Source organism: Quadrisphaera granulorum, assembly GCF_003149145.1.
Taxonomy (GTDB): Bacteria; Actinomycetota; Actinomycetes; order Actinomycetales; family Quadrisphaeraceae; genus Quadrisphaera; species Quadrisphaera granulorum.
The window spans coordinates 382687-404972 of sequence record NZ_QGDQ01000001.1 but is presented as its reverse complement, the minus strand read 5'-3'; the positions used below and the strand labels follow the sequence as shown (position 1 = coordinate 404972).

Genomic DNA, 22286 nt, shown 5'->3' with positions numbered 1-22286 from the left:
GGGGCGCTGGGAAGAAGGTGCCGATCCCCTGTTAACCCCGCGTCCCCAGGCTGTTACTGGGTCGTGTCCTCGTACCCCTGTGCGTGAACACTGTGTTTCACAACGGTCCGACGTCCCCCGAACGGTTCCTCAGGCGCCCTCAGGCGAGGATCGCGTCGACGAACGCCTCCGCGTCGAACGGGGCGAGGTCGTCGGGGCCCTCCCCGAGCCCGACCAGCTTCACGGGAACGCCGAGCTCCCGCTGCACCGCCACGACGATGCCGCCCTTGGCCGTGCCGTCGAGCTTGGTCAGCACGATGCCGGTGACGTCGACCACCTGCGAGAAGACCGCGGCCTGCTTGAGCCCGTTCTGCCCGGTGGTGGCGTCGAGCACGAGCAGCACCTCGCTGACCGGCGTGGTGCGCTCGATGACGCGCTTGACCTTGCCGAGCTCGTCCATGAGCCCCGCCTTGTTCTGGAGGCGACCGGCGGTGTCGACCAGGACGACGTCGGCCTCGGACTCGGTACCGACCTTGACGGCCTCGAACGCCACCGAGGCGGGGTCGGCTCCCTCACGGTCGGAGCGGACGGTGGGCACGCCCACGCGCTCCCCCCAGGTCGCGAGCTGGTCTGCGGCAGCGGCGCGGAAGGTGTCCGCCGCTCCCAGCACGACGTCCTTGTTCTCCGCGACGAGCACCCGCGCGAGCTTGCCGACCGTCGTCGTCTTGCCGGTGCCGTTCACCCCGACCACCATGACGACGGCAGGGTGCCCGGGCGAGTCCGCGGGGCGCGAGGTGTTCAGCGTCCTGTCCATGGAGGGGTCGACGACGGCGAGCAGCTCCTCGCGCAGCAGGGCGCGCACGCGCTGCGGGTCACGCTCGCCGAGGGTGCGCACCCGCAGGCGGAGCCTGTCGACGAGCTCGGTGGCTGGGCCCACGCCCAGGTCGGCCAGGAGCAGCGTGTCCTCGACCTCCTCCCAGGTGGCCTCGTCGATGGTGTCGCGACTGAGCAGGGCGAGCAGGCCACGGCCGAGGGCCGTGTTGGAACGGGCCAACCGCTCGCGCAGGCGCACGAGGCGGCCGGCAACAGGCTCGGGCCGCTCCCGGGCCGGCCCTGTCGGCTCGGCCGGCTCCTCCGGCAGCTCGAGGTCGGGAGCGGGGAGGGTGTCGATGGTGCGGGTGGCACTGTCGCGCGGGACCTCGGCGTCGTCGCCGACGCCGGGCAGGTGCCCGTCGTCGCCACTGCCACCGGCGTCCTGGCCAGGGCGGCGACCCAGGGTGCGCCTGGCGGTGTCGCGGCCGCGGCGCACCAGGCCGACCGCGAGTCCCGCGGTGAGCAGCCCGACGAGGACGACGGCGCCGATGATGAGGTCGAGCGTCTCCACGGGGCCAGCCTCGCAGACCTCAGGAACCGGTGGCTGCCCGCTCCCGCAGCCGCTGGCTCACCACCGCGGTCACCCCGTCGGAGCGCATCGTCACGCCGTACAAGGCGTCGGCGATCTCCATGGTCCGCTCCTGGTGGGTGATGACGATGAGCTGGCTGGAAGCCCGCAGCTCCTCGAGCACGGCCAGCAGGCGCCGGAGGTTGGCGTCGTCGAGGGCGGCCTCGACCTCGTCGAGCACGTAGAACGGGCTCGGCCGGGCCGTGAAGATCGCCACCAGCAGACCCACCGCCGTGAGCGACCGCTCGCCCCCCGACAGCAGGCTCAGCCGCTTGACCCGCTTGCCCGCCGGACGCGCCTCCACCTCCACCCCGGTGGTGAGCAGGTCCGAGGGGTCGGTGAGCACGAGGCGCCCCTCGCCGCCGGGGAACAACCGAGGGAAGATCCTGTCGAAGGCGGCGGCGGTGTCGGCGAACGCCTCCGCGAAGGCCTGCTGCACCCGCTCGTCGACGGTCTTGACGATCTCCAGCAGGTCAGCGCGGGTGGTGCGCAGGTCGTCGAGCTGGGCGGTGAGGAACGCTGACCGCTCCTCCAGCGCCGCGTACTCCTCCAGCGCCAGCGGGTTCACCCGCCCCAGCCGCGCGAGCGACTTCTCCGCCTTGGCCAGCCGCGCCTCCTGCTCGGGCCTGTCGAAGTCCTCCCCGGGGGCGAACTCGGCCAGCAGCACCTCGGGGTCGAGGCCCAGCTCGTCGGCGGCGCGAGCGCGCAACGCGTCGAGCACCGCACGCTGCTCCACCCGCGCGACCTCCTCGCGGTGTGCGGCGTCGGTGAGGGCGGCCAGCTCGCTGATCAGCACCTCCACCGCCCGACGCCCCTCGAGCACGGCCGCCGCCGCCCCGTCGCGCTGCTCGCCGGCCTCTTCACGGACCCGCCCGGCCGCGGCGAGCACCCGCTCCAGCACCTCCAGTGACGCCTGCGCACCCGCGAGGACCGCAGCCGCCACTGCCTGGCCGGCGCGATGGCGCCGCGCCTGCTCGGCGGCTCGCTCACGCGCCGCGCGCTCCTGGCGCGCGGCGCGGGCCAGCCCCTCGGCACGCCCGCTGCTGGCACGCTCGCGCTCCTCGGCGGTGCGCAGCGCCAGCCGTGCCTCGACCTCGGCGCCGCGGGCGGCCGTGGCGGCGGTGGCCAGCTCGCTGCTGCGACGGGCGCTGCGGGTGGCGTCGTCGTCGTGCTCCCCCATCGAGGACGGGCCCGGCTCGTCGGCGTCGGAGGCCAGCTCCGCCGCGAGCGCTGCGGCCTTCTGATCGGCGACGACGACGGCGGCGCGGGCGCGCTCGTGCTGCTGCGCGGCGCGCGCGGCGTCGGCTGCAGCGGCGCGGGCCGCGGCAGTGAGCTCCCCGGTGCGGCGGGCCTCGCGCGCGGCAGCGGCGTCACGGGCGGCGAGCTCCGCCAGCGCGGCGTCGCGCCGGTCGCGCGCGGCGGTGACCAGTTCGGTGGCCTCCCGCAGCTCCTGCGACGCAGCGGTGCTGGCGGTCTGCGCCTCCGCGAGGGCTTCGCGGGCGGCGTCGGCAGCGGCCTGCACGTGGACGCGGCTCGTGCCGCCAGCGCCCCCGCCGCGCGCGGAGGTGGCCCGCAGCACGTCGCCGGCTTCCGTCACCGCGACCAGGCAGGGACGGGCGGCCACGAGGGCGCGGGCCTGGGCGAGCCCCGGCACGGCCACGTGCGCCGCGAGGAGCTCGGCCACGGCACGACCCAGCTCACCGTCCGCGGTGACGAGCGATGCGACGGGACGCGCGCTGTCGACGCCGTCCAGGCCGCGCAGGATCGCGCGCAGCTCAGCGGTGGCGTCGCCGATGGCGCCGCCGGCAGCGTGAGCGGCTCTGCGGCCACCGGCAGAGGGCGCCCGTTCCGCGGCAGCCCGCGCGCCCGGCAGCACGACGAGGTCGGCACGACCAGCAGCCTCGTGGCGCAGCAGGCGCAGCGCGTCGACGGCGGCGTCCAGCGACTCCACCACCACGGCCTCGGCGAGGTCACCCAGAGCAGCGGTGACGACGTCCTCCGCGCCCGGCTCCACGTGCAGCAGCCCGGCCACCGCCCCCAGCACCCCCGGCAGGCGTGCGCCGGCCGCCACGAGTGCACCGGCCCCGTCGCGACGGTCCGCCAGGCCCAGCTCCAGGGCTTCCAGCCGGGCAGCGGCCCCGGCCCGGTCTCGCTCGGCGGCCCGCTCGGCCGCACGGGCCGCGGTCAGCCGCTGCTCGGCGTCAGCCAGGGCGCCCGAGGCGGCCGCAGCCGCCTGGTCGACGGAGCGCGTGGACGCGGCCGCTCCGCCGTCGTCGTCCTGAGCATCCGAGGGCTCGCCGACAGCCTGGGCGAGAGCAGCAGCGGCCTCCCCTTCCCGGCCTCGCGCCGCAACGAGCTGCTGCTCGGCGCGCGCGGCCTCGGCGACGGCGGCCTCCAGCGCGCCGCGCGCCGCGGCGACACGCGCCTCCAGACGGGCCCGCCGCTCGCGACGGTCGGCGGCGGCACGCGCGGCGGCCGCGACCGACCGCTCGTGGGCGCCCTGCTCGGCCTCGGCGGCGCGGGCCGCAGCCGCAGCGCGCTGCAGGGCCTCGCGCGCGGCCACCACCTGGGCGGTGAGCGCCTGCTCGGCCTCGCGGGCGCGCTCGGCGGCGGCGTCGAGCTCGTCGGGGTCGCGCCCGCCGGGGACCCCGGACGCCTGCGCGGCGGCGGCGAGGGTCCGCTCGCGTTCAGCAGCCAGGGCGGCCGTGCCGCGCAGGCCCTCGCGCTGAGTCACCAGGGCATGGCACGCCTCCGCGGCGGGAGCCAGCCGCGCGGCGGCGGACTGTTCGGCGGCCTCAGCGGCCGCCAACGCGGTACGCGCCGCGGCCAGGCGCTGCTCCAGGTCGGCACGGAGCTCCACGGACGCGGCTTCGTCGGCGAGGTCTGCCTCGAGGGCCGACTGCGCCTGGGCAAGGTCGTGAGCGAGCAGGCGGCTGCGCGCGTCGCGGACCTCCGCCTGCACCGTCTGGGCGCGGCGGGCGGCGTCGGCCTGGCGGGCCAACGGGCCGAGCTGGCGGCGGACCTCGGCGGCGAGGTCGGTCAGGCGGACGAGGTTGGCCTGCATCGCGTCGAGCTTGCGGAGGGCTTTCTCCTTGCGTCGACGGTGCTTGAGCACGCCGGCGGCCTCCTCGATGAAGCCGCGCCGCTCCTCGGGGGTGGCGTGCAGCACGGCGTCGAGCTGGCCCTGGCCGACGATGACGTGCATCTCGCGGCCGATGCCCGTGTCGGAGAGGAGCTCGGTGACGTCGAGCAGGCGGGCGGGTGTGCCGTTGATGGCGTACTCGCTGCCGCCGGCGCGGAACATCGTGCGGGTGATCGTCACCTCGGGAGCGGCGAACGGCAGCGCGCCGTCGGCGTTGTCGATGGTGAGGGAGACCTCGGCACGGCCCAGCGGTGGCCGCCCCGGCCCGGAGGGGGTGGCGGCGGTGCCGGCGAAGATGACGTCCTGCATGGAGGCGCCGCGCAGCGAGCGGGCTCCCTGTTCTCCCATGACCCAGGCGAGAGCGTCGACCACGTTGGACTTGCCAGAACCGTTGGGCCCGACGACGCACGTGATGCCCGGCTCGAGGTGCAGCGTGGTCGCCGAGGCGAAGGACTTGAAGCCCTTCAGGCTCAGCGTCTTCAGGTGCACCCTCCGACGCTAGCGGGCGGGTCCGACGCCCGAGGCGGGATCGCCGCGCAGACCTGGGAACGCTCCGAGCCGACTTTCGGCAATCTCCCAGCACCAAGATGCCCGTCACCACTGGAACACATCGTTGCCCAGGAGCACGATCGACACCGGCCCGGAGAGCGCCCGGGCCGGACAGACATCCGTGAGACGCATCACCTCAGGAGGCAGGCAACGATGAGCTGGAGCCTGGACCGTCGCGCCGAGCAGAACCACCCCGAGCTGCTGGACGTGCGCAACCGAGAGCACCTGTGGGTGACCGGGCGGACCCTCCACAGGATCCTCGACGGGCACCTCCACGACGACGAGCAGGTGCACGAGCTGCTGATGGGCGCCGTCGGTGACATGCGGGCCGTGCTGGCTGTGACCGACACCCGCGCGATCCTGGCCGCCGAACCCCGCGGGTCGGCGGCGGCCCACTGCGCGGAGCTCCCGCTGGCCGAGGTCACCTCGGTGGAGTGGACCCGGCACGGCCCCACCGGCTGCCTCGTGCTCCGCACCGGGAACGCCTGCCACGTGCTCAAGCACGTCGAGCTCCGTCACGGCCCCGAGGTGGCAGAGCGGGTGCGCCAGCGGTGGCTCGCCGTCCGCACCGCGGTGGAGACCAAGGAGCCCGCACTGGCCTGAGCGCGGTTGACCAGGTCCTGAGCACGCCCTGAGCACACCCTCGGTACGGCCTGGTCAGGGCCGAGCCACGGGAGCACCATCGACGGGTGGCCGCCACGAGGACCCGCGCACCCGCCGTGCTGCTCCTGGTCGGACTGGTGGCGACGCTGGCCGCGGTCTCCCTGGCCGTGGCGGCCGGGCTGGCGGGCTCGGCGGCCTTCCCGGTGCACCCCGCGGGCCTCGGAGCGCTGCTGGTGGCGGGTCTCGCGCTGCTCACCGCGGGCGCACGGCCGACGGCGCGCGGCCCGGCCGTCCTCGTCACCGCGACCGGGGCCGGGTTGCTGGTCTACGCCCTGCTCGGCGCGTCGGCCGCGGCGGCCTCGGTGGGCGTCGTCGCGCCGGGAGCCGCCTCGGTGCTGGCGGTGCTGTGGGGTGCGGCCTGGCTACCGCCCCTGGTGACAGGGAGCGCGTCGGCACTGCTCGCGCTTCCCTCGTCACCCGCGTCCGCCGGACCTGATGCCCAGGACGTAGGCCGGACCGCTGTACGGACCGCTGTACGGACCGCTGTACGGACCGCTGTACGGACCGCTCGGACCGCTGTACGGACCGCCAGCCGGGCCACTGGCCGGGCTGCCGGGCAGGCCGCGATCGTCGTCGTCCTCCTGAGCGGGGGCGCGGTGACCACGGCCGGCATCGCTGCGCTGCAGCGTCCCGTCGAGCCGTTCGCCGGGTTGCCCCCCGCGGCTCCCGCCGCGTGGACGGTCGCGCACGGCGGTGCCCTGGACGCCGCTTCGGCGGTGCTCGCTGCGGCCCTGCTCGCCGCTCCCCTGCTCCTCGCCGCCGCCGGGGTACGGCGTCGGGGTGCGGCGCGGGCACAGGCGGTACTGCTGGCGCTCAGCGCGTCATCGCCGGTGCTCGTGGTGGTCGTGTGCCTCCTGCTGGCCGTTGCTCGGGACCCCGGCGGCGTCGATCCCTCGGTCGGCAGCACGGGCTTTCTCGTGGCCCTCGCCGCCGGGTCGTGGGCCGCGAGCGCGGGGGTGAGGGCGGCGAGCGAGGATCGGCCCGGTGCCGCGCTGCTGGCGGCGAGGTGCGCTGCCGGCGCCGTCGTCGTCCTCGCCGTCCTCGCCGCGGGGGTGCTGCTGGCGGCGCTCCTTGATGGTGCACCCCTACTGCTCCTCGTCGGCGGTGTCGCGCTGCTGGCCGCCGGTGGCCTGGAGGGGTGGCGCCGGGCCTCCGGATGGGCCGCCGCGCTGCTGGAGGAGAGCGCGCCCGCTCCCATCACCGAGCCGGTCGTCGAGCAGGTCGTCGGGCAGGTGGCCGAGTTAGCCAGGTCGCCGGTCGCAGCATCGGCACCGGCGTCTGCATCGCCATCCGGGGCACCCGGCCCCCAGGGGTGGGACGACCTGACGCCCCGGGAGCGCGAGGTGCTGGCCGTGCTCGCCACCGGCGCCAGCAACGCCGGCATCGCCGCGGAGCTGGGCATCTCACCGCGGACGGTCGAGGCGCACCTGCGGTCGGTGTTCAGTCGGTTGTGCCTTGATCCCGCCGACGGCGCCAACCGCCGCGTGGTGGCCGCCCGACTGTGGCTCGAGCACGGGGCCGAGGAGCATCGGGTCAGCGGGTAGGTGCTGGCACCGATGCGCCCCGGCTGCCCCGGGCGCACCGTCGGGCTCCTGACACCGCCCCCGAAGGAGCCCTCGTGTCCGCAGCTGCCGCCGCCCGTCCTGAACAGCTCTCCGTCCGTCGCGCCCGCCGCCACCCCGCCCTGCTCGGCGTCGCTGTGCTCTTCGCACTAGCGGTTCTGGCACGCGCAACGTTTTCCGCTTGGCACCCTCCCCTGGACCAGCACATCTACGACGTCGCCGACATCCGCTCGCACGGGCCGAACACCTGGCTGCTCATGCACGCACTCGTGGGCGGTCCGGGCGTCGCGGTGGCGTTGACGGGGCTGGCGGTCCTGGTCGGAGTGGCCTGCCCAGGACGCGGATCGGCGCTGGCCGCCGTCGGCGGTGTCCTCGCGTCGCTGGGCGGCCTGGCCTTCTGCGCGGCGATGGCTGCCGAGGGCGTCTCCTGGTGGTACGCCACTGCCGACGGCGTGCTGCCGCCCGCCGTCGGCGCGGAGGCGATGGGAGCGTTTGCGGCCCATCCCCTCCCGATCGACGTCCCGGCTCTGGGCGGTTCGCTGACCGCCGCCCTCGGCGTGCTCCTCCTTCTGGGCGCGCTGTGGCGGGCCGCGGTAGCACCCCGGTGGTTGGTGCTCAGCACCGCGGTACTCGCCCTGATCACGACGCTGCGACTACCCACGGCACTCGTCGCGGCGCAGGCGGTGGCGGAGGCGGCAGCGCTGCTCGCGCTGGGCTGGTACGCGCTGCGCGCCGCCGGAGACCACGCGCGGTCCGCGGGCATCAGCCCCGCCCAGGCTCCACGCTGACGTCGACGGCGTCGACGACGCCTGGCCGGCCCGCGCCGCCACCACGCAGGTCGGCGAGGAGTTCCTCCAGCGCTGCCGGGTCACCGTCGGCGGTCACCTGCACGGAACCGTCGGCCTGGTTGACCCCGCGCCCCTGCAGCCCCAGCTGCTCGCACCGTCGCGCCACCCACCAGCGGAACCCCACGCCCTGCACGTGGCCCGTCACCGTGGCCCGCAGTGTCGCCATTCAACGATGCTAGGTCGTAGCACATCGGCTACGCCCGACCTACCCTGGACGCGTGACGACGATCCCTTTGCGCGAGCTGCGCAACAACACCAGCGCCGTGCTCCGCCGCGCCGAGGCCGGGGAACGCTTCACCATCACGGTCGACGGCCGTCCCGTGGCTGACCTTGTGCCTCGCTCCGGTGAGCGCTGGGGCAGCGCCGCCGATCTGGAGGCGTTGAAGGCGCTCGGAGGTGACCCCACCTGGAGCGCCGACCTCCGGGCGATGCGTGAGGCGGAGCACGAGGGCGAGTGGACGGACCCTTGGGCGTGAGGGCGCTCCTCGACACCAGCGCCATCATCGATCTGCCTCACCTCACGCTCCCCTCTGACGTGGAGGCCTGGGCGGTCAGCGCTGTCTCGTTCGGCGAGTTGGAGGCCGGCGTGCTGATGGCCACGGACCAGAGTGTGCGGGCCGAGCGCCTGCGACAGGTCGCCGCGCTGTCTTCGCTGGTTGTCCTCGACGTCGACCGAGCCGTCGCGGGCTGCTACGCAGAGCTGCGGGCTGCGGTGGGACGGCGCCCCAGCAACGACCTGTGGATCGCTGCTACCGCCCTCGCTCACGGCCTTGTCCTCATCACGGCCGACGAGCGGCAGGCTTCGCTGCCGCTGGTGAGGACGGCGCTGGTCAGCTAGCCGGCTTCCCGAGAGAGCGTCACCGGCCGCTTGCGGACCGTGGACGCGGCTGGCACACGGGGCAGGAGTGCGAGGAGCGGTTGGCGAACGCCTCGCGTCGTACCGGTGCGCCGCACCGCGGGCACGGGCGGCCTTCGCGGCCGTACACCGCCAGGCCGCGTTCGAAGTAGCCCGAGGCGCCGTTGACGTCGACGTACAGGCTGTCGAAGCTCGTCCCGCCCTGCGCGAGCGCCTCGGCCATCACGTCGCGGACGTCGCCCAGCAACCTGCTCGCTGCCGGGCGGGTCAGCGCTGACGCGGACCGTTCGCCGTGCAGCTTCGAGCGCCACAGCGCCTCGTCGGCGTAGATGTTGCCGACCCCGGAGAGCAGGTCCTGGTCGAGCAGGGCTCGCTTCACGCCACTGCGGCGCGTACGCAACCTGGCCAGGAGCGCGGCGTCGTCGAGGTGGGGGTCGAAGGGATCGCGCGCGATGTGTGCCACGCCCTCCGGCACGCGGGAGCTGGACGGGACGCCGAGCCGCGGCACGCCGTCGTCGTCGTGACCCTCAGCCGCTCTCGGCGGGGCACCACCGGTGCCACCGGGCAGGCCGTCCGGGGTGGGCAGGAGGTCGACGACGGCGAGACCGCCGAACATGCGCTGATCGACGAAGCGGAGCTCACGGCCCTGCAGCGCGCCGCCCTCGCGGTCAGCCAGGCGCAGCCGCACGCGCAGGTGCTTCTCGTCCGGGGCGTCCGGTGGCTCGAGCAGCAGCTGACCGCTCATGCCGAGGTGCGCCAGCAGCGCCTCGCCGGTGTCGAGCTCGAACCACAGGAACTTGCCGCGGCGGACAACGTCGTCGATGCGCGCGCCCACCAGGCGGGCCACGAGGTCGTCCGGGCCCGCGGTGTGACGGCGCACGGGACGCGGGTGGAGCACCTCGACAGCCTCGACGCGCGCGCCGGTGGTCCAGCGGGCCAGACCGCGGCGCACGACCTCGACCTCGGGAAGCTCGGGCACTCGCGCCTCAGGCGCCCTGCTCGACGGGGTGGTCGAACGACGCGGAAGGCGTGGCGCCGCGCAGGGCGTGCAGAGCACGCCACGCGGACGCAGCGGCCTCCTGCTCGGCCTCCTTCTTGCTGCGACCGGCGCCCTCTCCCTGCGGCACGGCACCACCACGGGCGGAGGGCGCTTCGGGGAAGGTCGCCACTGCCGCGAACACCTTGGCGTGGTCGGGGCCCTCCTCGGTCACCTGATACTCCACGGGCCCCAGCCCGTGAGCGGCGCCGAGTTCCTGGAGCGAGGTCTTCCAGTCGAGTCCGGCGCCCAGCTCGGCCGAGACCTCCAGCAGCGGACCCACGAGGCGCAGCACGAACTCGCGCGCGGCGTCGGGTCCGCACGCCAGGTACACGGCGCCGATGACGGCTTCGGTGGTGTCCGCGAGGATCGAGTCCTTGTCGCGACCACCGGTGGCCTCCTCACCACGGCCGAGACGCACAGCGGACCCGAGGTCGAGGCCTCGGGCCACGCTCGCGAGGGCACGCATGTTGACCACGGCCGAACGCAACTTGGCCAGGCGCCCCTCGGGCAGGTCGGGGTGGCGGTGGAACAGCTCGTCGGTGACGACGAGTCCGAGGACGGCGTCGCCGAGGAACTCCAGCCGCTCGTTGGTCGGCACGCCGCCGTTCTCGTAGGACCAGGAACGGTGGACGAGGGCGCGCTCGAGCAGCTCGACCTCGACCGGGAGGCCGAGCTGCTCCAGCAGACGTGCGTGGACCTGGTCGCGCGGCGGCTCGACAGGCCGTCGGCGACGGGCCGTCAGAGGTCCTTGACCTTGCGGCCCTTGTACTCGAGGTACAGGGGGGTGCCAGCGGCGTCGGTGACGACGCGCGCGGTGTGGGGCAGGGAGTACTCGGTGGCGCTACCACGCGTGGTGGCAACGAGCGTCAGCGGCGCCGCCTTCCACTGCGACCGGCGGTGACGGGTGTTGGAACGGGACATCTTGCGCTTGGGGACCGCCACGGTCAGCTCCTCGGGTTTTCCGGTCGAGCGGGACGCTCGTCGGTCGGTGGGGTGGGGGTGGAGTCCGCGGAGGCAGCGAGCTGTCGCAGCGCCGCCCAGCGGGGGTCAGTGTCGTCGTGGCCGTGGAGCGGGTCGTCCGTGAGACGGGCGCCGCACTGCGAGCACAGACCCGGGCAGTCGACGGAGCACACCGGCTGGAACGGCAGCGACGGGACGATGGCGTCACGCAGGGCCGGCTCGAGGTCGAGCAGGTCTCCCTGCAGCTCGAGCACGTCCTCGTCGTCTGCGGAGGACTTGCCCGGGTAGGCGAAGAGCTCCTGGATGCGGACGTCGACCGATCGCTCGACCGGGTCGAGGCAGCGCACGCACTCACCCGTCGCGGCGCCGTGCACGTCACCGGAGACCAGAACGCCCTCCATGACCGACTCCAGGAGGAGGTCGAGCTGGAGGTCGCTGCCCTCGGCGACGGCGATGACCTCGGTGCCGAGGTGCGCCGGCGCCGGGACGGTGCGGGTGAGGGGGTGCGAGAGCCCGGGCCGCCGACCCAGCTCACGGGTGTCGACGACGTACGGGGAGCGCACGTCGAGCTTGTCCATCGTCCTTCTGCCTCTGCGTCACGAGCACGGTCGGGCCACTCACCGCACGGGACGCACGCGAGCTGCCGACAGACCGAGGGACGAGCCTACCGGGTGAGGAGGCGTGACCCCAAACGGCTCGTCAGTGCCGCATCACCGCGCAGCGAGGCGACGCAGCACCGCGGGGGGCACGTAGGGGGCCACCGAGCCCCCGAGGCCGTGCACCTGGCGCACCAGCGAGCTGGACACGTGGCCCCAGCGCGGGTCGGCCACGAGCAGCACGGTCTCGACACCGGCCAGGTCGCGGTTGACGAGAGCCATCGGCTGCTCGTGCTCGACGTCGGTGGCGGAGCGCAGCCCCTTGACGACGGCGGTGGCGCCCACCGAGCGCACGTGGTCGACGAGGAGGCCGCCCTCGACGGCGTCCACGCGCACCCGGGCAGCGTCGCGGGGCGGCAGAGCCTCGGCCAGGCACTCGCGCAGCGCGTCGACACGCTCGGCGGCGGCCCAGCGCGGCGTCTTGGAGGGGTTGACGTGCACCGCGACGACCACCTCGTCGAACAGCGCGGCGGCCCGGGTGATGACGTCGAGGTGGCCCAGCGTCGGCGGGTCGAAGGAGCCGGGGCAGACGCATCGCGTGACCGTGTGCGGGGTGGCAGGCACGCGGCGACCCTACGGCTGAGCCTTGCTCACCTCAGCCGGCTCGGCCCACCAGAGGACGGTCTCTCCGTATCGCTTCTCCCCCAGGACCTCCACGCCCGCCGGCCAGGCCGGCTCGGGGCTGCGGGTGGACCTCTCGACCACGAGGTGCGCCAGCGGCGCCAGCCAGCCGTGCGCGACGAGGTCGGTGAGGAGGTCGGCGAGGGCGTCCTCGGGCAGGTCATAGGGAGGGTCGATGAGGACGACGTCGGCGCCGCCGTCCAGCCCCGCAGCGGCGGCACCGGCTGCCAGCACGGACGCGGCGGTGGCCGCACGCACGGTGACCCCGGGCAGCCCGAGGGCGGCGGCGTTGCGCCGGCAGACCGCCGCCGCGGCGGCGGCCGAGTCGACCAGGAGCACCCGGTCGGCGCCGCGACTGGCGGCCTCCAGACCGAGCGCCCCGGACCCGGCGAAGAGGTCGACGACGGCGGCGCCGGCCAGGTCGCGCTCGTGCTCGAGGCGCGAGAACAGCGCCTCGCGGACGCGGTCGGACGTCGGACGGGTGGCGCCCCGGGGCACCTCGAGGCGCCGTCCTCCGGCAGCCCCGGCGATGATCCGCGTCACCGCTGCCCCGGCGCCGACCGGCGAGCCTGGAGCGCGGCGGCCGCCGCGGACAGCAGCAGCACGGTCCCGGCGACGGCGAGCACGGCGGTGGCGTACAGCGCGCCGTGGTGCTGGGCGAGCCACCCGGCGGCGGCTGCCCCTGCACCCACACCGATGACGATGCCGCTGCCCACGAGGGTCATGGCCGTCGCGCCGCTGCCCGCCGGGCTGCGCTCGGCGGCCATGGACGTGATGGTCACCATGGCCGGCCCGACGGCCAGGCCCGCGAGCGCGGTGGCGGCGGCGAGGGCAAACAGCGACGGCGTCGCGGCCAGCGAAGCGGCCATCGTGGCGACACCGACCAGCAGCACGCCCGACGCGACGGCCAGTCGGGCCGCCAGGGAAACGCGCGCCGGGACGGCGACCATGGCCAGGGCGGTGAAGGCCGAGCCGACGCCCATGGCGGCCACCAGCAGACCGCCGGCGCCGATGCTGCCGGCTTCCTGGGCGGCAGCGGTCAGCGTGGTCTGGCCGGCGCCGAAGAACAGGCCCATGCCCACGGAGGCGACGATGACGACGGCGAGGCGGCGCAGCAGATCGCTGCTGGCGCGCGAGGCGTCGTCGCCGGATGCTGCGGCGGCGGTGGGTTCACCGGCGGTGGTCGCGCTGGGGTGCAGCGCGAACGCCGGGACGGCGACGGCGACCAACGCGGCAGCGACCAGCAGCGATGCCGAGGGTGAGCCCACCAGCGCCACGATGCCGGCGAGCGCCGGGCCGAGGACGTAGGCCACTTCGTCGGCGGCGCTCTCCCCGGCCATGGCCGTGGGCACCAGCGCGGGCGTGCGGCGCATCCACCGGGCACGGGAGAACGAGCCGATGGGGGGCATGGCCACCCCGGCGACGAGGGTGGCGAGCAGGAGCAGCGGCACGGGGAGGGCTCCAGCGCCGACGGCGACCGTCACGACGGCCACGACGTGCACCGCGGCCGCGGCGAGCAGGACGGGGCGCTGCCCGCCGCGGGCGGACAGTCGGTCGGCGAGGTGCCCGAGGGTCGGGCCTCCGACAGCCTCACCCACGGACGTGGCGGCGGCCGCGAGGCCGCCGATGGCCACGGAGCCGGTGCCGGCGGTCACGGCGGCGAGCACCGAGACGGGCACGAGGGTGATGGGCAGACGAGCCGCGAAGGCGGTGACGAGATAGGTGTTGCCCGCGGCGCGCTGCAGCTCGGCGTACGGGGCGAACGTGGTGGTGAGACTCACGGGACGTGCTCCAAAGGACGTGTGCGCCTCCCCACCACAGGACGCACGAATCCCTGAGCTCTGTCCGGGCCATGCTACGGCCCAGCGTCAAGCCAGGCCAGCAGATTCACCCCCGCTCGACGAACGCCTCGCGCTCCTGCAGGCGCTCGAGCGCCTCCCGCACCCGCGGCGCGTCGGTGAGCTCCGGGTCAAAGGCGACGAGGTCGCTGGCGTAACGGCGGGCGCGGGTGATGAGGTCTTCGTTGCCGAGCACCTTGAGGTAGCGCAGCGAGGAGTTGTTCCGGCCCGACTGGGCGGCGCCGAGCACGTCGCCTTCGCGACGGGAGGCGAGGTCGAGGTCGGCCACAGCGAAGCCGTCGGTGGTCTCCGCGAAGCTCTTGAGGCGGCCCAGACCGGCCTCGTCCTCCTGGGCGCCGGTCATGAGCAGGCACAGACCTGGCTGGTCACCGCGGCCGACGCGGCCGCGCAGCTGGTGCAGCTGCGACAGGCCGAACCGCTCCGCGTCGACGATGACCATCACGGTGGCACCGGGGACGTCGACGCCGACCTCCACCACGGTGGTCGCGACGAGCACGTCGAGCTCTCCTGCGGCGAAGGCACGCATGGCAGCGTCCTTGTCGTCGGGGCGCATCCGGCCGTGCAGGGTGCCCAGGCGCAGGCCGGCGAGCTCGGGGCGGGCCCGCAGCTCGGCGAGCACCTCGTAGAGGCCGCGCGGGGGACGGCGACCCTCACCCTCCTCGCCCGGAGCCCCTCCGAAGAGCTGTCCCTCCTCGCCGCCGGGCTGCGCTCGCTCCAGGCGCTCGCCGGGGTCGGGTGCGGAGAGGACGCCCTCGCCGTCGTCGTCCTCCTCACCGATGCGCGGGCAGACGACGTAGACCTGGTGACCGGCGTCGGCGGCCTCACGCACGCGCTGCCAGCACCTGTCGACGTACTTCTCCAGCCAGTCGGGGACGACGGCGGTAGTGATGCCCTGACGCCCGGCGGGCAGCTCGGTGAGCGTGGAGACCTCGAGGTCACCGAACACCGTCATGGCGACCGTCCGCGGGATGGGCGTGGCGGTCATGACGAGCACGTGGGGCGGGACGCCGGACTTGGCGCGCAGCGCGTCGCGCTGTTCCACCCCGAAGCGGTGCTGTTCGTCGACGACGACGAGGCCGAGGTCGTAGAAGTCGACGGTGTCCTGCAGCAGCGCGTGGGTGCCGATGACGATGCCCGCGTCACCGCTGGCGACGTCGAGCAGCGCGGCGCGCCGGTCGGCCGTGGACTGCGAGCCGGTGAGGAGCCGCACCTGCACCTGCGGCCCGTCGCTGCGGGGACCGCCGAGCAGGCCGTGCGCCGCCAGCGGCCCGAGCATCCGGGTCAGCGATCTCACGTGCTGCTGGGCGAGCACCTCGGTGGGCGCGAGCAGGGCGCACTGGGCGCCGGCGTCGACCACCTGGAGCATCGCCCGCAGGGCCACCACCGTCTTGCCGGAGCCGACCTCGCCCTGCAGCAGCCGGTTCATCGGGGACGTGCGCGACAGGTCGGCGGTGAGCGCCGCGCCCACCTCCTGCTGGCCGGCGGTGAGCTCGAAGGGCAGCGAGGCGTCGAAGGCGGCCAGCAGGCCACCCTCGCGCGGCGGGTAGGGCGTGGCGGGCAGGACGGCGAGCGCCGCGCGCCGCTTGGCCAGGGCTACCTGCGTGACGTAGGCCTCCTCGAGCTCGAAGTGCCGGAGCCCGCGGGCCGGCTGCTCGAGGTCCGTCGGACGGTGCAGGTAGATCAGGGCGTCGAGCTTGCTGGGCACCTGCTCCAGCTCGCGCACGCCGCGGGGCAGCACGTCGGGCACGTCCTCGGCGGTGAGCGTGTCGAGCACGGTGGCGACCGCCGGGGGGATCCTCCAGCTGGGAAAGCCCTTGGTGGCCGGGTAGACGGGGATGACCTCGTCAGCGCGGGCGCGCAAGGCAGCGGTGTCGGCCTCGGTGGCCATGGCGGAGTCGAGGTCTCCGGGGAGCAGCTCGTACTCGGGGTGCACCAGCTGCAGACGGCCGCGGTAGCTGTTGACCTTGCCGGAGAACATCGCCGCACGACCCCACTTGAGGCGGCTCTGGTGGTAAGCGATCTGGTTGGTGCGCCCGAAGAACGCCAGCGACAGCTCGTCGCGGCCGTCGGTGACCACCACCTCGACCATCATCCCGCCGCGCTGGCGCAGCGGGCGGGTGCTGGTGCGGACCACCTCGGCGACGACGGTGGCCTGCTCCCCCTCGACGAGCTGCGCCAAGGACGTCAGCTCACCGCGCCGGTAGTAGCGGCGCGGCAGGAACAGCACGAGATCGCCCGCGGTGGTCAGCCCGTGGGCTTTCTCCAGTGCCTGGGCGGTGCGCTCGCCCAGGTCCTTCTTCAGCGGCGACGAGAGCCGGGACACGAGCGGAAGCCTGCCAGCGACCACCGACAGCCGCCGACGGCCCACCACCGGCCTGTGAACAGCCGGTGGCCGGGTCGAAACCACTCGCCGCTTTCGGCTACTCTTGACCGTCCGCTGGGCGCGCGCAGCCCTGCCGTCGGTCATCCGACGCCAGCTGCCCCCCGGCCGAGGAATATGCCTTCGAGATCACTGGAGTAGAGCTGTGGCTGCCACCTGCGACGTCTGCGGCAAGGGCCCTGGGTTCGGCCACGCCATCTCCCACTCGCACCGCCGCACGAAGCGCCGCTTCGACCCGAACATCCAGCGCGTGCGCACCCTGGAGAACGGCGTGACCCCCAAGCGCGTCAACGTGTGCACCTCCTGCCTGAAGGCCGGCAAGGTCACCCGCTGACCATCTGATTGACCAGTAGCGCCCGCCCGGCTCCGGCCCGGCGGGCGCTACTGCGTTCGAAGCGTTCTGGCTGCCACCCCGGTCAGGGGCGGGCGAGGAAGGCGCGCATCTGGGCGGCCGTGCCGCGCAGGTAGCCGAGCACCACGGCCTCCTGCTCCGGTGACAGAGACCCGCTGAGCTCGTCGAGGGCGTCGAGCAACGGACGGATCTCCTCCAGCACGCGGTCCACCACGCCGTACGAGGGGTGCAGCGCCACACGACGGCGGTCGCCGTCGTCCCGACGGCGCTCCAGGTGACCTGCACGCTCCAGCCTGTCGACGAGCTCGGTGCACGAGCCGGTCGAGATGCCCAGGCGGGCGCTGAGCTCGGCGGGACCCAGCGGCGTGGGAGCGGTCATGACGTGCCCGAGCGCTGAGTAGTCCATGGGCCGCAGACCCATCCGGCGCGCGAGCTCGACGTCCACCTCGGCGGCCGCCCGGTTCACCTCGCGCAGGGCCCAGGACACCTCCGAGGCGTCCAGCCTCTGACGCTCGCGGACTTCGACGGCGTCTTGCGGGTGCTCGCTCACGGGGCCATAGTAGCGATCGAAAGCTCCGATTCCGAGATACATGGCATCCGAGGAGACTTCCGTGTCCCACTCGTCAGGTTCGGCCCCTGCCACGCCACCGCCGTCACCTTCCGCGCCTGAGTCACCCTCGTCACCCTTGAGCCCTCGAGCCCTGCGCTGGCTGCTGATCGTGCTGTGCACGGCGCTGGCCCTCGTCATCGCCGGCAACTCCGCCCTGGCCATCGCACTGCCCGACATCGCCGAGGACCTCTCGGCGGACCAGGTGGACCTGACCTGGATCATCGACGCCTACGCCCTGACGTTCGCCGCGCTGCTGCTGCCAGCGGGGATCGCCGCCGACAGGTTCGGCCGGCGCACCGTCCTCGTGACCGGCCTCCTGGTCTTCGGTGCCGCCGGGGTCGCCTCGGCATTCGCCCCTGACCCGACCTGGCTCATCGTCTGGCGAGCCATCGCGGGCGTCGGGGCTGCGGCCACCTTCCCCGTGACGCTGTCGGCACTGGTGGACTCCTACCCGCCTGAGCGCCGCTCCTTCGCCGTCGCCGTGTGGTCCGGCGTCAGCGGCGGCGGCGCGGTGCTGGGCACCCTGGTCGCGGGAGCTCTGCTGGAGGTGTCCGGCTGGGGCAGCGTGCAGCTCGTGTTCGGGGCCGCGGCGCTCGTGCTGCTGCCCGCCGTCGCCGTCCTGGTCCGTCAGGACCGCAACCCCAACCTGCCCCTCGACCCCTGGGGCGCCGCGTGGGCGGTGGTCGCGCTGGCCGGCATCGTCTTCGGCGTGGTGGAGGCTCCGCGCCTGGGCTGGACCAGCCCCGAGACGCTGTCGGCGCTCGGCGTCGGCCTGGGGGCGCTCGCGGCGTTCATCGTGCACGAGCTGAGGACGGCGGCCCCCTCCCTGGACGTGCGCCTCTTCCGCAGCCGCGGCCTGTCCGCCGGGTCACTGCTCGTGAGCCTGCAGTTCTTCGCCTCTCTCGGACTGTTCGTGCTGGCCCCGCAGTACCTGCAGCTGGTCCGCGACTTCAGCCCGCTGCAGGCGGCAACCGCCCTGCTCACCATCGCGATCGGCGTGGGGTCGGGTACGGGGCTCGCACCGCGCCTGCTCGAGCGCCGTGGCGCCCGGCTGCCCGGCGCCGTCGGTCTCGCGGCCATGGCTGTCGGGTTCGCTCTGCTCGCGTGGTCCATCGCCCAGCCGGCCGATGCCGACGCCCTCACCCGCTGGGGCGTGCCCGCCGTGGGCCTGATCGCCTTCGGCTTCGGGTTCGGCCTGGCCATCACGCCCGGCACGGTGCTCATCATCGACGGGCTGCCACCGGAGCGGCGCTCCGTGGCCAGCGCCGTCAACGACATCACCCGCGAGGTCGGCGGCGTGCTCGGTATCGCCGTGCTGTCGAGCGTGCTGGTCAGCCGCTACCGCGACGACATCGCGCCGGCCCTCGCCCAGCTGCCGCCCCCGCTGGTCGAGCCGGTCCGCGACAGCGCCGCAGCTGCTCTGGCCATCGCCGCCGAGGCGGGGCCGCAGGGCGCAGCCCTGGCCTCAGCCGCCACCGACGCCTTCGCCGCGGGACTGTCCGCGGCGCTGTGGATCGGCGCGGCGGTGCTGGCGGTCTCCGCCCTGGGGTGCGCCCTGCTCGCGCCGGCCCACCCGCAGGGAACCGTCGCTGCTCAGACCCCGGAGACGAAGGACGTCGCCGGAGCGAGCGACGCTGCAGAGGCGGTGCCTCAGGCGTAGACGTCCCAGCCGCCGACCACCTCGTCGTCGCCGTTCACGGTCACCGCCGGCCACCCGGACCGCACGGGCAGCACCTCACCGATGCGGACGAAGGGCTCCGGCAGACCGCGGGCGGCGACGCCGGCCGGGAACGTGGCCAACAGGGCGTGGTCCTCTCCCCCGCCACGCACCCAGCTCCGGACCAGCCCGTACCCCCAGGGGTCGTCGTCCCCGCCGAGCCGCCGCGCGGCGACGAGCAGGTCGAGGACGTGCTGGTCCTCCCAGTCCGCGTCGACGTCGAGGTGGACCCGGGAGGCCGCCGCGAGGCGCGCCCCGTCCACCCCGAGGCCGTCGCTGACGTCGAGCATCGCCGTCGCCCCGGCCGCAGCGGCCGCGGGCCCCGCCCCGACCGGCGGCACGGGGCGGCGGTGGGCCGCCAGCAGCTCCGGCGCCACCTCCTCGGCCAGCTCCGGACCACCCGCCAGCAGCAGCGCCAGCCCCGCCGCCGAGCGCCCCACGGACCCCGCGAGCGCCAGCACGTCACCGGGCCGAGCGCCGCTGCGGCACACGGGCGCCCGTCCCTGCAGATCTCCCAGTGCGGTGATGGAGACCAGGAGCTCGGAGGCCCCCGACAGGTCACCACCGATCACCGACGTACTCCACACACTGCACGCTGCCGCGACCCCTCGACCGAGGTCCTCCAGCCAGGCCAGCGGCGTGTCCGACGGCGCCCCCACGGTCAGCAGCAGGCCGGTGGGCACCGCGCCCATCGCGGCAACGTCGGCGAGGTTCTGCGCCACCGCCTTCGCGCCGACGTCGGCGCCCGAGGACCAGTCGGTGCGGAAGTCCCGTCCCTCGACGAGCAGGTCGGTCGTAGCCACCACCCGAGCGTCAGGGGCGACGACGACGGCGGCATCGTCACCCGGCCCCAGCAACGGCGCCTCGACCCCCGAAACGGAGGCGGGGACGGCGAGAGCGGCGAGCAACCGCTCCAGGACGACCGCTTCGCCTGCCTCACCGACCGTGACGAGCTTTCCCACCGGTCCCCTGCGCGCCACACCCGGACGGTAGCGTGACCGGTCCGTGACCAGCGGTGGCGATGGTGCCGCCGAGGCCGGGCTGGGGAGGTGCAGCGGCGTGGTCGAGGCGTACGTGCTCGTGCAGACCGACGTCGGACGCGCCGACCAGGTCGCCTCAGCGCTCGCGGAGCTGGACGGGGTGCTCGCGGCGGATGCCGTGACCGGCCCCTACGACGTGGTGGTGCACATCGGCGCCCGCCCCGTCGACGACCTCGGCGCCCTGTGCTGGGCCAGATCGCCGTGGTGCCGGGGATCGTGAGGACGGTCACCTGCACCGTCATGCGTGAATGACATGCGTGAATGACGGGGTGCACGCTCGTCTCCGTTCGCTCCGCCTGACCGCCGCGCCGCTCGTCGTCGTCCCCGTCCTGTCCTTCGGACTCGTGGGCTGCAGCGGGGCGGTGGCCGTGGAGCCCGCGCCGAGCGGCTACGCGCCGTCGTGCGCGCAGGTCTACACGGGTCTCCCCGATGAGATCGCCGGGCTGCAGCGGCGCCCCACCACGGCGCAGGGCGCGGCTGCCTGGACGGGCGTGCCCACCGGGAGCCAGGACGGCCGCGAGGTCACCGTGGTGCTGCGCTGCGGCGTCGCGCAGCTCAGCGCGATCGACACCGCGGGGGGCTGCCAGGCGGTGGAGGGCGACGGCGTCACGGTGGACTGGATCCCCGTCGACGACGGCGACGGGCGCACCACCTGGACGACCTACGGCCGCGAGCCCGCCGTGGCGTTGGAGATGCCAGCGGACGGGAACGTCACGCTCGCCGTCCCGCAGGCGGTCGCCAAGGCAGTCTCGCTGGTGGAGCAGACGGCGGTCTGCTCCTGAACTCGCGGAAGGGACTCAGCGAAGCCCGGTGCGGCGCGCGAGCGCGAGCCGCAGCAGCCTGTCGAGCAGCTGCGGGTAGGCGAGCCCCGTCGCAGCCCACAGACGCGGGAACATCGACGACGCCGTGAAGCCCGGCATGGTGTTCACCTCGTTGACGAGCAGCTCGCCGTCGGCGGTGAGGAACAGGTCCACCCGGGCCAGGCCCTCGGCGCCGACCGCGGTGAAGACCTCCAGCGCGAGCGCGCGCGCCCGGTCGGCGACGTCGGCCGGCAGGTCGGCGGGGCTGTCGAGGCGCACGGCGTCGTCGTCGAGGTACTTGGCCTCGAAGTCGTAGAAGTCACGCCCGGCACCCACGACGATCTCGCCGACCACCGAGGCGCGAGGAACAGCGTGGACCCCGCCGCCCGGGAGATCGACCAGCTCCTGCAGCACCCCGACCTCCACCTCCCGCGGGGAGGGGACGGCAGCCTCGACCACGACCTTCGGGTCGTGGCAGGCGGCCAGCTCGACGGCGGCGGCCAGCTCCCCCGGCGCGGAGACCTTGGAGACGCCCATGCTCGACCCGGCCCGGGCGGGCTTGACGAACACCGGCCACCCGAGCGCCGCCACCCGCTGCTCGCAGGTCTCGCGGTCGGCCTCCCACTGGCCGGGCAGCAGCGTGACCCACGGCCCCACGGGCAGGCCGGCAGCGGCCAGCACCGTGCGGGTGAAGCCCTTGTCCATCGACAGCGCCGAGGCCAGCACGCCCGAGCCCACGTAGCGGACGTCGCCGAGCTCGAGCAGGCCTTGGAGGGTGCCGTCCTCGCCGTACGGGCCGTGCAGCAACGGCAGCACGACATCGACGTTGCCCAGCTCGCGCGGGGGTGCGCCGGGCTCGCTGACGCGCAGCGCCCTGTCATCGGTGGCCAGGGGGACGAGGACGCCGGGGCCGTCGACCGCACCGACCTCCGGCAGCGGTGCGCCCTCGCGGATGGACCAGCGGGCGGGGTCGTCGTCGACGAGAACCCAGTGCCCACTCGGCGTGACACCCACGGGGACGACGTCCCACTGCGACCTGTCGAGTGCCGCCAGCACGCCCGCCGCGGTGGCGCAGCTGATGGCGTGCTCGCTGGACCGCCCCCCGAAGACGACGGCCACCCGGGGGCGCTCACTCTGCGGCTCGGTGTGAGGCTCGGTGCGCGGCTCGGCCATGGCCAGCGACCCTAGCCGCCGCTCACCAGGCGCCTGCCA

The 22286-nt window shown here is 74.6% G+C and carries 23 protein-coding genes; 9 read left to right on the top strand and 14 right to left on the bottom strand.

The window, feature by feature from the left end; all coding sequences use genetic code 11:
• Nucleotides 1-139: 139 nt before the first annotated feature.
• On the bottom strand, nt 140-1363 hold the full coding sequence (gene ftsY / locus BXY45_RS01845) for a signal recognition particle-docking protein FtsY (RefSeq protein ID WP_109772548.1): 1224 nt from the start codon (nt 1361-1363) through the stop codon (nt 140-142).
• 19 nt (nt 1364-1382) lie between these two features.
• Nucleotides 1383-5051 (bottom strand): chromosome segregation protein SMC, encoded by a 3669-nt coding sequence (smc, locus tag BXY45_RS01840; RefSeq protein ID WP_109772547.1) that lies wholly within the window; start codon nt 5049-5051, stop codon nt 1383-1385.
• Between the two features lie 213 nt (nt 5052-5264).
• On the opposite strand from smc, the gene BXY45_RS01835 reads away from it, so the two are divergent.
• The 3 genes from BXY45_RS01835 (at nt 5265) to BXY45_RS01825 (ending at nt 8124) form a co-directional block, all read left to right on the top strand.
• Nucleotides 5265-5714, top strand: a complete 450-nt coding sequence (locus BXY45_RS01835) for a hypothetical protein (protein WP_109772546.1) — start codon at nt 5265-5267, stop codon at nt 5712-5714.
• A gap of 86 nt (nt 5715-5800) precedes the next feature.
• A complete protein-coding gene (locus BXY45_RS01830; protein WP_109772545.1) occupies nt 5801-7318 on the top strand; it encodes a helix-turn-helix domain-containing protein in 1518 nt (505 codons plus the stop codon).
• Nucleotides 7319-7392: 74 nt separating this feature from the next.
• Nucleotides 7393-8124: a hypothetical protein gene (locus tag BXY45_RS01825; protein ID WP_109772544.1), complete on the top strand. Its 732-nt coding sequence runs from the start codon at nt 7393-7395 to the stop codon at nt 8122-8124.
• Here BXY45_RS01825 and BXY45_RS01820 read toward each other — a convergent pair.
• Nucleotides 8099-8350, bottom strand: a complete 252-nt coding sequence (locus BXY45_RS01820; protein WP_109772543.1) for an acylphosphatase — start codon at nt 8348-8350, stop codon at nt 8099-8101. The two genes, BXY45_RS01825 and BXY45_RS01820, sit on opposite strands and share 26 nt — an antisense overlap.
• A 52-nt stretch (nt 8351-8402) precedes the next feature.
• On the opposite strand from BXY45_RS01820, the gene BXY45_RS01815 reads away from it, so the two are divergent.
• On the top strand, nt 8403-8660 hold the full coding sequence (locus BXY45_RS01815) for a type II toxin-antitoxin system Phd/YefM family antitoxin (protein WP_109772542.1): 258 nt from the start codon (nt 8403-8405) through the stop codon (nt 8658-8660).
• Complete coding sequence (locus tag BXY45_RS01810; RefSeq protein WP_211319143.1) at nt 8639-9022, top strand: PIN domain-containing protein; 384 nt, start codon at nt 8639-8641, stop codon at nt 9020-9022. The genes BXY45_RS01815 and BXY45_RS01810 overlap by 22 nt, the downstream gene beginning before the upstream one ends.
• A gap of 19 nt (nt 9023-9041) precedes the next feature.
• Here the strand turns inward: BXY45_RS01810 and BXY45_RS01805 are convergent, their stop codons facing one another.
• The 8 genes from BXY45_RS01805 to BXY45_RS01770 all read right to left on the bottom strand — a co-directional run bounded on the left by BXY45_RS01805 (nt 9042) and on the right by BXY45_RS01770 (nt 16498).
• A complete protein-coding gene (locus BXY45_RS01805) occupies nt 9042-10019 on the bottom strand; it encodes an Fpg/Nei family DNA glycosylase (RefSeq protein WP_109772541.1) in 978 nt (325 codons plus the stop codon).
• 7 nt (nt 10020-10026) lie between these two features.
• Nucleotides 10027-10821, bottom strand: a complete 795-nt coding sequence (gene rnc / locus BXY45_RS01800) for a ribonuclease III (RefSeq protein WP_109772540.1) — start codon at nt 10819-10821, stop codon at nt 10027-10029.
• The gene (gene rpmF / locus BXY45_RS01795) at nt 10818-11021 is read right to left on the bottom strand and encodes a 50S ribosomal protein L32 (protein WP_109772539.1); all 204 of its coding nucleotides are present in this window, start codon (nt 11019-11021) and stop codon (nt 10818-10820) included. Before rpmF ends, rnc begins: the two co-directional genes overlap by 4 nt.
• Before the next feature lie 2 nt (nt 11022-11023).
• Nucleotides 11024-11617, bottom strand: a complete 594-nt coding sequence (locus tag BXY45_RS01790) for a YceD family protein (protein WP_109772538.1) — start codon at nt 11615-11617, stop codon at nt 11024-11026.
• A gap of 132 nt (nt 11618-11749) precedes the next feature.
• The gene (gene coaD / locus BXY45_RS01785; protein ID WP_109772537.1) at nt 11750-12259 is read right to left on the bottom strand and encodes a pantetheine-phosphate adenylyltransferase; all 510 of its coding nucleotides are present in this window, start codon (nt 12257-12259) and stop codon (nt 11750-11752) included.
• A 9-nt stretch (nt 12260-12268) separates the two neighbouring features.
• Nucleotides 12269-12859, bottom strand: coding sequence for a 16S rRNA (guanine(966)-N(2))-methyltransferase RsmD (gene rsmD, locus BXY45_RS01780; RefSeq protein ID WP_109772536.1), 591 nt, complete (start codon nt 12857-12859; stop codon nt 12269-12271).
• Nucleotides 12856-14097 (bottom strand): MFS transporter, encoded by a 1242-nt coding sequence (locus tag BXY45_RS01775; protein ID WP_109772535.1) that lies wholly within the window; start codon nt 14095-14097, stop codon nt 12856-12858. Before BXY45_RS01775 ends, rsmD begins: the two co-directional genes overlap by 4 nt.
• A gap of 106 nt (nt 14098-14203) precedes the next feature.
• Nucleotides 14204-16498, bottom strand: coding sequence for an ATP-dependent DNA helicase RecG (locus tag BXY45_RS01770; protein WP_109772707.1), 2295 nt, complete (start codon nt 16496-16498; stop codon nt 14204-14206).
• A gap of 202 nt (nt 16499-16700) precedes the next feature.
• Here BXY45_RS01770 and rpmB point away from each other — a divergent pair, with 202 nt between their 5' ends.
• Nucleotides 16701-16889 (top strand): 50S ribosomal protein L28, encoded by a 189-nt coding sequence (rpmB, locus tag BXY45_RS01765; RefSeq protein WP_109772534.1) that lies wholly within the window; start codon nt 16701-16703, stop codon nt 16887-16889.
• Between the two features lie 82 nt (nt 16890-16971).
• Here rpmB and BXY45_RS23075 read toward each other — a convergent pair whose 3' ends face one another.
• Entirely contained in the window at nt 16972-17457 is a 486-nt protein-coding gene (locus BXY45_RS23075) for a MarR family transcriptional regulator (protein ID WP_170131258.1), read from the bottom strand.
• Nucleotides 17458-17593: 136 nt separating this feature from the next.
• Between BXY45_RS23075 and BXY45_RS01755 the strand changes: the two genes are divergently transcribed.
• Nucleotides 17594-19177, top strand: coding sequence for an MFS transporter (locus tag BXY45_RS01755; protein ID WP_170131257.1), 1584 nt, complete (start codon nt 17594-17596; stop codon nt 19175-19177).
• On the opposite strand, the gene BXY45_RS01750 is transcribed toward BXY45_RS01755, so the two are convergent.
• Nucleotides 19168-20214, bottom strand: a complete 1047-nt coding sequence (locus tag BXY45_RS01750; protein ID WP_245961594.1) for a thiamine-phosphate kinase — start codon at nt 20212-20214, stop codon at nt 19168-19170. The two genes, BXY45_RS01755 and BXY45_RS01750, sit on opposite strands and share 10 nt — an antisense overlap.
• A gap of 25 nt (nt 20215-20239) precedes the next feature.
• Here BXY45_RS01750 and BXY45_RS01745 point away from each other — a divergent pair, with 25 nt between their 5' ends.
• Nucleotides 20240-20494, top strand: a complete 255-nt coding sequence (locus BXY45_RS01745; protein WP_245961593.1) for an Lrp/AsnC ligand binding domain-containing protein — start codon at nt 20240-20242, stop codon at nt 20492-20494.
• A 49-nt stretch (nt 20495-20543) separates the two neighbouring features.
• Nucleotides 20544-21056, top strand: a complete 513-nt coding sequence (locus tag BXY45_RS01740; RefSeq protein ID WP_170131256.1) for a DUF3515 family protein — start codon at nt 20544-20546, stop codon at nt 21054-21056.
• 15 nt (nt 21057-21071) lie between these two features.
• Here the strand turns inward: BXY45_RS01740 and BXY45_RS01735 are convergent, their stop codons facing one another.
• Nucleotides 21072-22247: a D-alanine--D-alanine ligase family protein gene (locus tag BXY45_RS01735; RefSeq protein WP_109772530.1), complete on the bottom strand. Its 1176-nt coding sequence runs from the start codon at nt 22245-22247 to the stop codon at nt 21072-21074.
• Between the last annotated feature and the right edge of the window lie 39 nt (nt 22248-22286).

What these genes read in the sequence shown, in the direction of transcription:
- BXY45_RS01835 (WP_109772546.1), top strand. Translation starts at nt 5,265, where the DNA reads ATGAGCTGGAGCCTGGACCGTCGCGCCGAGCAGAACCACCCCGAGCTG.
- BXY45_RS01820 (WP_109772543.1), bottom strand. Translation starts at nt 8,350, where the DNA reads ATGGCGACACTGCGGGCCACGGTGACGGGCCACGTGCAGGGCGTGGGG.
- BXY45_RS01790 (WP_109772538.1), bottom strand. Translation starts at nt 11,617, where the DNA reads ATGGACAAGCTCGACGTGCGCTCCCCGTACGTCGTCGACACCCGTGAG.
- BXY45_RS01735 (WP_109772530.1), bottom strand. Translation starts at nt 22,247, where the DNA reads ATGGCCGAGCCGCGCACCGAGCCTCACACCGAGCCGCAGAGTGAGCGC.